Source organism: Geofilum rubicundum JCM 15548 (assembly GCF_000974365.1).
GTDB lineage: Bacteria > Bacteroidota > Bacteroidia > Bacteroidales > Marinilabiliaceae > Geofilum > Geofilum rubicundum.
In genome coordinates this window covers 1-7,965 of the sequence record NZ_BAZW01000091.1, presented here as the reverse complement: position 1 = coordinate 7,965, position 7,965 = coordinate 1, and the positions used below count along the sequence as shown (strand labels likewise).

8 protein-coding genes and 2 pseudogenes are annotated in these 7,965 nt (G+C 42.7%); 8 read left to right on the top strand and 2 right to left on the bottom strand.

Annotated features, from left to right (window positions below):
- Positions 1–203: 203 nt before the first annotated feature.
- From JCM15548_RS19445 to JCM15548_RS24770, 6 genes and pseudogenes are all read left to right on the top strand, one after another.
- A complete protein-coding gene (locus JCM15548_RS19445) occupies positions 204–1,094 on the top strand; it encodes a tyrosine-type recombinase/integrase (protein WP_062128754.1) in 891 nt (296 codons plus the stop codon).
- Positions 1,084–2,219, top strand: a pseudogene (locus JCM15548_RS26660) (IS91 family transposase). The gene JCM15548_RS19445 and the pseudogene JCM15548_RS26660 overlap by 11 nt, the downstream one beginning before the upstream one ends.
- A gap of 392 nt (positions 2,220–2,611) precedes the next feature.
- Positions 2,612–2,965 carry an IS66 family insertion sequence element accessory protein TnpA gene (tnpA, locus tag JCM15548_RS19435; RefSeq protein ID WP_083985266.1) on the top strand — a complete coding sequence of 118 codons (354 nt, stop codon included), beginning with the start codon at positions 2,612–2,614 and terminating at the stop codon, positions 2,963–2,965.
- Between the two features lie 6 nt (positions 2,966–2,971).
- Entirely contained in the window at positions 2,972–3,337 is a 366-nt protein-coding gene (tnpB, locus tag JCM15548_RS19430) for an IS66 family insertion sequence element accessory protein TnpB (protein WP_062128748.1), read from the top strand.
- Between the two features lie 63 nt (positions 3,338–3,400).
- A pseudogene (tnpC, locus tag JCM15548_RS19425) lies at positions 3,401–4,826 on the top strand (IS66 family transposase); the annotation flags it as partial.
- A gap of 72 nt (positions 4,827–4,898) precedes the next feature.
- Positions 4,899–5,078, top strand: coding sequence for a transposase domain-containing protein (locus tag JCM15548_RS24770; protein WP_227626051.1), 180 nt, complete (start codon positions 4,899–4,901; stop codon positions 5,076–5,078).
- Between the two features lie 148 nt (positions 5,079–5,226).
- On the opposite strand, the gene JCM15548_RS19415 is transcribed toward JCM15548_RS24770, so the two are convergent.
- Complete coding sequence (locus JCM15548_RS19415) at positions 5,227–6,072, bottom strand: agmatine deiminase family protein (RefSeq protein WP_083985265.1); 846 nt, start codon at positions 6,070–6,072, stop codon at positions 5,227–5,229.
- Positions 6,059–6,628 (bottom strand): hypothetical protein, encoded by a 570-nt coding sequence (locus JCM15548_RS19410; protein ID WP_062128744.1) that lies wholly within the window; start codon positions 6,626–6,628, stop codon positions 6,059–6,061. Before JCM15548_RS19410 ends, JCM15548_RS19415 begins: the two co-directional genes overlap by 14 nt.
- Before the next feature lie 247 nt (positions 6,629–6,875).
- On the opposite strand from JCM15548_RS19410, the gene JCM15548_RS19405 reads away from it, so the two are divergent.
- Both JCM15548_RS19405 and JCM15548_RS21285 read left to right on the top strand, forming a co-directional pair.
- The gene (locus tag JCM15548_RS19405) at positions 6,876–7,790 is read left to right on the top strand and encodes a tyrosine-type recombinase/integrase (protein WP_062128743.1); all 915 of its coding nucleotides are present in this window, start codon (positions 6,876–6,878) and stop codon (positions 7,788–7,790) included.
- A partial coding sequence (locus JCM15548_RS21285; RefSeq protein WP_173427674.1) for a transposase zinc-binding domain-containing protein occupies positions 7,762–7,965 on the top strand: 204 nt, incomplete at its 3' end. The genes JCM15548_RS19405 and JCM15548_RS21285, both read left to right, overlap by 29 nt.

Genomic DNA, 7,965 nt, shown 5'->3' with positions numbered 1-7,965 from the left:
TGTTGGGGCTGCGGGCGTCATAATTGTCTGCCGTTACAAAAGCTGGTGCGGGGCAGGATGGTTCGCATAAACACCTAACCCCCAATGTTTTATATATGATGTTGAACTAAACCCGTTTTCAACGGGAGCTTATCTTTCTACGACCAAGAAATCTTCTCAAATATACCGATTTTTCGACTCCAACTTTAAATAATAATTTAGTTATGAGTCGACAATCGTATCTGGAACAGGCCTGCCAAGCAGTGCCTGAATTCAAAACAGTGAGTGATCAGTTTCTGCGTAAGTACACCATTGCCGGAAAATCCGATTCCTGTACCCGCAATTACCTTATGCAAATCTCCAAACTGGTATTACACTTTGAGCGTTCTCCTTTAGATCTTTCCCAGGATCAGTTGGAGGAGTATTTGTTTTATATCCGTCAACATGAAAAGCCCAGCATGAGTTCTTTTAAACATCTGGTTTATGGTCTTCGCACGATGTTCAGCATGTTCAAAAATGAAAGATTGTACCTTAGTCTTCCTCCTATTTCCCAGAGCAAATCTCTACCTGCTGTATTTTCACAGCAAGAGATCCGGCAGATTCTCAAAACCCCCAAACTGCTTAAGCATCGTGTGCTGTTTTCAGTTATTTATGACTGTGGACTTCGCATCAGCGAGGCCATAAACCTGAAAGTTACCGATGTGGATTTTGATCGGCATCAGTTGCACATCCGGGAAAGTAAATGCAAAAAAGACCGCTATGTTCCGTTATCTTCCCTGACATTACGAGGAATTACCTCTTATCTGGAAACATCCAACCCGAGCGTGTGGCTGTTTAATGGGAAAGTGCGTGGCCAGCAGATCAGCCGGGAGGGCATCCGGCATGCCTTTCGATCCGTCATTCGTAAAACCGGTATTGGGAAGGATGTTTGCATCCATACTTTGAGGCATAGTTATGCTACTCATTTGCTTGAAATGGGATTGGATATTGTGAGCGTGAAAAATCAGTTGGGTCATTCCGAGCTACGTACCACCCTGATGTATCTTCATATTGCCAGGTCGAACCCTCAGGCAGGCTTTAGTCCCATGGAAAAACTTTACAAGCATGCGCATTAATAACGATCTGGGCGCTGTAATAAATCATTTTTTGCCTGCCTTGTTGCAAAAGAGAGGGCTTACCTCACATCAACTAAAGGTTTTGCGGGCACTCTCTACGTGCCGAACCACTAAGTTAGGTGGTTCAGCGATGGTCTGCCACGACTGTGGTAATCTGCACTATGTTTTGCATAGTTGCCGTAATCGACATTGCCCGCGTTGTCAGGGTATTGACAAGGAACTATGGATCGAAGACCGTAAACAGGACCTGCTTCCAGTTAAATATTATCATGTGGTATTTACCGTACCCCATGATTTGTTGGAACTGTTTCGCTTTAACCGAAAAGTAATGTACAACTTGCTATTCGAAAAGGCCTGGGAAACTATCGGTGTTTTTTCCAAAGACCAAAGCTTATGGGGGCTCAACCGGGAGCCATTGCTGTTTTGCATACCTGGGATCAGCAACTGGGTTTTCATCCACATGTGCACATGATTATTCCCGCCGGGGGCATAGATAAACAGGGATGCTGGAAAAGCACCAAACAAGAGGGCGATTTTTTGTTTGATGTTAAACAGCTCTCCGAAGTTTTTAGTGCCCGTTTTGCCAGAAAGCTTCGTAGGCTCAAACGACAGGGAAAAATCAAAAAGTTTGTCCCCCGTGACTTGATAAAAAAGCCCTGGGTAGTCTATGCTAAACAGGCTTTTGGCAGTCCGGAAAGTGTGGTTGAATATCTGGGAAGATACAGCCACCGGGTGGCCATCTCCAATCACCGTATCCTGAAAGTCACAAGCACCCACGTTACTTTTAGTTGGCTTAACCGAAAAGCGGGATATCTAAAAGAAACAAAAAGACTTACCGGGGTGGAGTTCCTGGAACTCTTCTTGGAGCATATTGTACCACCTTCTTTTCAACGGATCCGGCATATGGGATTTCTTAGCAATCGCAATAAACGGGAATCCATTGAGAAAATCAGAGAGCAACTGCTGAGGGATTATGTTACTAGGCCAAGGCTATCCCGAGCAGAGGTGCTGACCTTGCGCTTTGGAGAGCGTTCAGTTCTGCAATGTCGCGAGTGTGGAGGAGAACTACTCTTATTGGAGAGCTATCCCAAAGAAAGGGCTCCTCCCGAGTATCGCTGCGCATAGGTGTTTTTGCTATTAGAAACTTAATGTGCCCTAATGCGCAAATGGGAAAGGTATGCCCTAACGCGACATTTCAGCAAGCAAACAAGGCTTTAACCCACCAACCGGAACCCCAAAAGGTTCTAGTAATTTCAATTTATAGCCAATATAATGTCAAAGAACGCAAGAACCAAAACCAATTTCAATTTGTCCCATCTTAAGAAAACCAATTGAAAACACTATAGCTAATGCTTTGTTTATTAAAGTGATATAGTGAGTCTACGGAAAACTGTTTAGTTCAACATAGCCTCTAATTTAAAGCGTGTGCAAGCAACGCTTAATTAGAGTAAGCATTCGGCCTAGTACGTATTGTCACACAAACTAAGCCATCGTTACTTTGCTGGTAAAAAATGAGGATGACACTTTCGACCTTCCAGCGGATTTATCAAGAGTATTTGCACTCACGTTTAAGCGTACGCGACTTTTGCGCCAATCAGGGCTTTGCACCCTCCACCTTTTACTATTGGAAAAAACAGCTGGGGGCCACAAAGCAGGCAGAACCCGATTGTTTTGTTCCCTTACTTCTTGATGCTGGGCCAACAGAAACAGAAGGCCAGCACAGTTATGTTCCTGCGACGAGTAGTGGCAATAAAACCGGTGGAGTTTCTAATGCTCCAATAGAGTTCGTTTTTCCCAACGGGACCAAAATGGTGATAAGAGATCATGCAGACATACATTTGCTAAAAACGATTGTTCACCTTTATGATTGACAGGCTATGTTTCATCTGCATGAAAAACTCAAGTACTTTCTTTATCCCGCGGCCGTGGATATGCGCAAAAGCTTTTATACGCTCAGTGGGATCGTTACTTCCATAATGAAGCGCGACGTCCAAAGTGGAGAGGTTTTCATTTTCGTCAACAAGCGGCTTACCACAATGAAAATTCTTCACCTGGAACACGGCGGTTTGGTGATCTATCACAAGAAGCTCGACAGCGGCGTTTTTAAGCTGCCCACTTTTGGTGACAAGCATACTTCAGTAGCTATAAGCTGGCACGATTTGATGATGATCGTCAAGAATGTGCAGGCCAAAAAGCGTGTGTTAAAACCGCGACAAAAAGAAGCATTTTTTCAGCATTATTAGCGCATAAAATTTCGCTAAAAGCCTTGATTTTACTACTTTTAAGCTCATAATCAAACAGGGAAAATGAGCGATTTTTCAACCGACAATAATCTCCTGGTACAGGAACTTCTTCAGGAAAGAGACGAGCTCTTTCAGAAGCTTTGTCGGCTGCAAAAAATCAACGAAGACACCCTTGGGGGCCTTGAAGCCCAAAACAAGGAATTAAGCTCAGAAGTAGCCCAAAAAGACCAGGAAATAAAGAAGCTTACCGATCAGCTGGCCTGGTTTCGGCAGAAGTATTTCAGCAAATCATCTGAGAAGTTCATAAAGGAAGACCCCAACCAAAGAAAACTTGATTTTGATGGGTTGGAGATACTCCCTGATGAAGTGATAGCTGTTAAGGAAGCCGACAAGCAGATTGCCGAATACGAGCGCCGCAAAGTCGTCAGAGAAAAGAAAAAGCCTGTTCGCCTCCCCATCCCCGAGGGACTCAGACGGGAGATCGAAGTTATAGAGCCAGAAGGACTCCAGGCCGACTGGGTGCGCATTGGTGTAGAGGTAACCGAGATTCTGGAACACAAACCCGGCGAGCTGTACGTTCGACGCATCGAGCGACCCAAATATGCAGTTAAACAGGCGGTAAATGAAGTGTCCGTTACAGGTCGGCCTGAGCAGGAAGACTCCTCTACCATTGCTGTTGCTGCAATGCCATTACTACCATTGCCTCGAAGCAATGCAGGACCTTCTCTTTTGGCAGAGCTGATGATGAACAAGTACTATTTTCATTTGCCGTTTTATCGTCAGATCGCCATGCTCAAAATGACAGGCTTCCATCTTCCGCAATCAACCTTGAACGGATGGTTTCAAGGCAGCAGCGACCTGCTTCGTGCCTTGTATCTTCGTTTGAAAGATATCGTTTTAGCATCTGACTACATACAGGTAGATGAAAGCACCGTTCCGGTTATTGACAACGAAAAACATAAAACCAGAAAGGCTTACCTGTGGATGGTGCGGTCGGTAATGGACGATCTGGTTTTCTTCCACTACGATAAGGGTTCCAGAGCCCAAAAGGTTGTAGTGGATTTATTAAAAGGTTTTAAGGGTGCGGTCCAAACCGATGGTTACAATGCATACTCAATTTATGAGCAGAAAAAGGGCGTCTTGTTATTAGGTTGCTGGGCACATTCACGCCGTAAATTTCATGAAAGCCTCCAGGAAGACAAGAACGGAGCTGAGTACGCATTGGAGCAAATTGGGAAACTCTATAAGGTTGAGCAAATGGCGGACGATCAGGATTTGGATTTTGAGCAAAGATCCGAGTTGCGAAAACGCTTGGCCTATCCAATTATGAGAGCTTTTGAAAAATGGATTGTCGCTTACCACCCCAAGGCTTTACCCGGAGAGGATGAGCAAAGCCTTGAGCTACACTTATAATCTTTTTGAGCGGTTGTCGCGCTATCATCTTGATGGGCGATATTTACCGGATAATAACCTGGCGGAAAACGCCATTAGGCCATTGGCCGTCGGAAGAAAGGGCTACCTCTTTTGTGGCAACCACGATGCTGCAGAGAATGCTGCCATTATGTATTCACTTCTGGGCTGTTGTAAAGCCAGCGATGTGAATCCAAGGGAGTGGTTGACCGATGTCTTTAGCAAAATTGCGTCGTACAACGCCAACTACAATTTGGACTTAGCCGACCTGTTGCCACACATTTGGAAAAAGTCCAACAAATGCCAAGGCTTTCCAAAAGATTCCGACTAATTCCAAGAGATTCCACTACAACTTAGAAAATTCCAACTTCCCAGGCAGGCAATCCCTGCTTGGGAATTTTTCTTACTTTTACAATACGTGGCAGACCGAATGCTTACTAATTAGAGGCTAAGTGTTGTAGTGCGTTTTTCATTCATTTTCAATCTTTTATCGTCCAAGTCGTACAGTTCAAAAGACCACCAAAAAATCCGATTTCATTGTAATTAATAGTTTCAATTTTCCTGTTTGGAAAAATCTCCTTGAACTTGTCATAAACTTCTTGGTCTTTGTTTTTTTCTGTTTCAAATATTGGAATCACAATCAGATTTTCAACTTCCAAATAGTTTACATAGCAACCAATCGCATGGTCAGGGTAATTCTTTTCTTTGTGGTCAAGAAACGGAATATCAATATATTCAATTCCTTTTTCTTTCAGGATTTTGTTAATTCCGTTCTTCCAATATTTGTACTCTTGTTCTCGGTTATTTCCAAGTAATGTGTTGCGGTCAACAAATCGAACCATTCCGTCTGCATGACCTGTCATATCAGATTTTATTTGCGGAATAACGATTATCTCAACTTCAAGAAGTTTTTCAATTTCAGCAATCAGTTTGTTTTTACTTAAATATTCTGGGTTCTCGTCAAAAACTCGGTCAGTAATAATTGCTCTATCTGACCAATTCACAACATTGCCACCGTCAAGGTTGATTTTGGAAAATTGAGGTTTAATGTTGTTGGCTTTACAAACTTCTTTTGGGTCTGATTGAAGTTCTAAGTCGTCTTTAAGGTAAGAAGGTTCATAACGGAATTGTACAAACTTTTCCTTGTCAATCTGAATAGGCATGTAGTCTCTGCACCAAATGTCTTTTGTGGCTTTTAAAAAGCTATATTTAACAGAATGCTTCTCAAGAAGTTCAGTTAAAGCGTTGCAAGTCTGCGTAAATCGCTTGTCAGAACTTAACAATTCGGAAAAATAGACTGAGTTTGTTTCTTTACTTGCTATCATTATTCAAAATTGAATTAAAGTATTCTTTCATTGCTGGCACGAAAAAAGCACGCCAACCATCTTCCGAAATCAAGTTGCTTTTGGCATTATTACAGAAAGGACAGGATAAAACACAGTTTTTAAATGTATACCCAAGATTTGCATTTAATTTTTCAATTTCTAATGTACCTTTTGACCTTTTAGTTTTTTTATTAAGAGTTAATTTTCCGTCTCTTAATTTTACAATTGTGTGAAGTTCAGATTGAGTTATACCGCAATAATTACATGATTCTTTTTGTTTGTCATACCATTCTAAAAATGGTTTTGGTTTTTCAAAGAGTTCCTTTCTTTGCTCGTTAAAATATCTTGAATACAAGTCGTTAAATCTCTTAAAATCAGTCCTTAGATGGATTAGTTCTTTTTGGTTTATTTCAAGTTCTGTTTGATAGAATTCGTCCAAAGTCTTGTATTTCGTTCGAGCCGTTCCGACAGTCCATTTTTTATATTCGTCTATTTTTGCGAATTCATGTATCCGTTCAGTGTAACACAACATAAAATATCTGTCATTTATGCTCATACGTATCTTTCTTAAAATGCACCACAACGTTTTATGGTATGGTGTCGTGCGGGAGTTCGAAGCGATAAATTATCAGTTTACACCGACCTTTTTTACGAGCCACAAACCTTCGAAAACCGCTGAAACCCGCATGCACTATACCATGTGTTGAACTAAATCCTACGGGATAGCTCCTTTCAAAAATAACACAAATCTTTCTAGCCGCAAGCCGTTATAACTGTATTATTCACTTTAAAACAATACTGTTATGAGAAAAAAAACAAGCTTAACTATTGTTGAGCGTGCCATGGTGCTTGTCCCTGAATTCAAGTCCAGGGCCGTGAAGCTGGAGCATCAGGTGGTACTTCGTGGCCAAAGCGCCAGCACCCTGAATAATTACATCAGGCGCATTGCCCTGCTTGTCATCCATTTTGAAAAATTACCCGAACAGGTTAGCGAAGACGAGATCAATGAGTACCTGGTTGCTTTGGCACGTGATCCCAAGGCGCCTTCGCGCAGCAGTTTCAAGCACATGGTTTACGGTCTTAGGTATTACTACCGTTTGTTGGGCATGAACAAAAAGGCCATTGCCTTGCCTTCATTAAAGCAGGACACCAAGTTGCCGATTGTCCTGAACCAGCAGGAACTGAAAATGCTGTTTGCAGCACCTACACTGCTTAAACACCGGATAATCCTTACGCTCATTTATTCAGCCGGATTGCGAGGGCAAGAGGTCATCAATCTTAAAATATCAGATATTGACTTTGAACGCATGGTCATCCACATTCGCCAGAGCAAATACAGGAAAGACCGTATAGTTCCCTTGTCCCCTACTATGGCCATTGGACTCGAGAAGTATCTCAGAGCCGAGAACCCGCATGTTTGGCTGTTCAATGGCAAAGAGCCTGACGGTCGCTACAGCGTTAAAGGATTATCCTGGGTAATGCGGGAGAACCTTAAAAAGACCTCTATCGCCAAAAGTGTCAATCTCCATTCTTTGCGGCACTCGTATGCCACGCATTTATTGGAGCAGGGATTAAACATCGTAACCTTAAGGGATTTATTGGGCCATGCCGACATTTCTACTACAATGATTTATCTTCATGTTGCTCAGTGCCAGCACATAAACCCTCACAGCCCTTTAGACACCCTTTATGGAAAAGCACTGCAAAAGCAAGCATGAATTGGCTCACATTGTCCGCCAATTTGGGAAATCCTTGTTGCAGAGCGGTGAGCTATCCCCCAAACAAATCAAGGTTTTGTACAACATCCTCCAGTGCCGCACAGCCACCTTGGGGGGGCATGAGCAGGTGTGTAAGGATTGCGGTGTGATACACTACAGTTACAACAGTTGTCGA

Excerpts from the sequence above, each read along its gene's own strand:
- JCM15548_RS19445 (WP_062128754.1), top strand. The coding sequence starts at position 204 with ATGAGTCGACAATCGTATCTGGAACAGGCCTGCCAAGCAGTGCCTGAA.
- tnpA (WP_083985266.1), top strand. The coding sequence starts at position 2,612 with ATGACACTTTCGACCTTCCAGCGGATTTATCAAGAGTATTTGCACTCA.
- tnpB (WP_062128748.1), top strand. The coding sequence starts at position 2,972 with ATGTTTCATCTGCATGAAAAACTCAAGTACTTTCTTTATCCCGCGGCC.
- JCM15548_RS24770 (WP_227626051.1), top strand. The coding sequence starts at position 4,899 with ATGTATTCACTTCTGGGCTGTTGTAAAGCCAGCGATGTGAATCCAAGG.
- JCM15548_RS19415 (WP_083985265.1), bottom strand. The coding sequence starts at position 6,072 with ATGATAGCAAGTAAAGAAACAAACTCAGTCTATTTTTCCGAATTGTTA.
- JCM15548_RS19410 (WP_062128744.1), bottom strand. The coding sequence starts at position 6,628 with ATGAGCATAAATGACAGATATTTTATGTTGTGTTACACTGAACGGATA.
- JCM15548_RS19405 (WP_062128743.1), top strand. The coding sequence starts at position 6,876 with ATGAGAAAAAAAACAAGCTTAACTATTGTTGAGCGTGCCATGGTGCTT.